The sequence below is a fragment of the Sphingomonas sp. BK580 genome, assembly GCF_014194975.1.
Lineage (GTDB): Bacteria > Pseudomonadota > Alphaproteobacteria > Sphingomonadales > Sphingomonadaceae > Sphingomonas.
This window is the reverse complement of record NZ_JACIAY010000031.1, coordinates 1-1,334: the sequence shown is the minus strand read 5'-3', so window position 1 is coordinate 1,334 and position 1,334 is coordinate 1. Positions and strand designations below refer to the sequence as shown.

General features: G+C 66.2%; 1 protein-coding gene. It reads left to right on the top strand.

Going from position 1 to position 1,334, the window contains the following annotated elements; translation table 11 throughout:
* Positions 1–69: 69 nt before the first annotated feature.
* Positions 70–1,092 (top strand): IS110 family transposase, encoded by a 1,023-nt coding sequence (locus FHY05_RS22205; RefSeq protein WP_183946707.1) that lies wholly within the window; start codon positions 70–72, stop codon positions 1,090–1,092.
* Positions 1,093–1,334 lie beyond the last annotated feature (242 nt).

The window sequence follows — 1,334 nt, the reverse complement described above, 5'->3', positions numbered from 1 at the left end:
TTCCCCGGTAGATGAAGGTGCGGGCTCACGACTGGCAGCCGGGCCCATACATCGGAACGGAGAACAGCCATGGGTGAGTATATCGGGCTCGACGTGTCGTTGAAAGAGACAGCGGTTTCGATCCGACGGGGTGGCAAGCGGGTGTGGCGTGGCAAGTGCCTGTCGGATCCAGCGGTCATCGCGGCTCTGATCCGCAAACATGCACCGGTCGCCGAGCGGGTGGTGTTCGAGACGGGGCCGCTCTCGGTTTGGTTCTACCACGCGCTCACGGCGGAGGGGCTGCCCGCGATCTGCATCGACGCCCGTCATGCCAAGGCGGCGCTCGACATGGCGGCCAACAAGACCGACGCCAACGATGCCGACGGGCTGGCGCACCTAGCCGAGGTCGGGTTTTTCCGCGAGGTTCGGGTGAAGGGCTTCGACAGCATGCTCTCGCGGACGCTGATTGCGGCGCGCACGAAGCTCGTCCGGGCGACCCTAGACATAGCAGGGCAGATCCGCGGGCTGATGAAGACCTTCGGGCTCATCGTTCCGCGTGGCATCGGCGGCAAGTTCGAGCGCAACGTCTCCTTCCTGCTTGCCGACCATGCCGCGCTCGCCCGGATCATCCTGCCTCTCCTCGAGGCGTGGCGGGGCTTGCGCATTCAGGCGACCGGACTGGGTCGTCAGCTCCTCGCCGAGGCACGCGGGAGCCAACAATGTCAGCTGCTGATGTCCATCCCCGGCGTCGGGGCGATCACCGCTACCGCCTACCTGACCGCGGTAGAGGACCCCGCCAACTTCAGCCGATCTCGCTCGGTCGGCGCCTGGCTCGGGCTGACCACCAGGCGATACCAGTCGGGGGAGGTGGACTATGACGGCCATATCTCCCGGCGCGGCGACAGCCACGTCCGCTCGCTCCTGTACGAGGCAGCGGTCGTCATCCTGACCCGCAGCCACGCCGACAGCGATCTGCGCAGCTGGGGCATGAGGCTTCGCGAGAAGATTGGCTTCAAGCGTGCTGCGGTCGCCGTCGCCCGCAAGCTCGCGGTCATCATGCACGCGATGCTGCGCTCCGGCGAACTGTTCACCAGGACAACCGCTACCGCCTGATCCAAGAGCTCGCCAGCGCCTATGGCGTGACGAGGCGCCCCTGCCGGGACGTAGGCTGATCCATTCCGCTTCGGCCGTTGCACCGCGAACCTCGGTTCGATGCGTGCGGAACGAACATTGGAAGGGTCATCCCGCGAAGCCCCATGATGCGGCGGCTCATGTCGACCGCGAAGACGACCGTGCCCCGGCAGATGACGTCCCCCGCACAAAGGCGCTTGCAAACCCCACGATTAGACGACGGC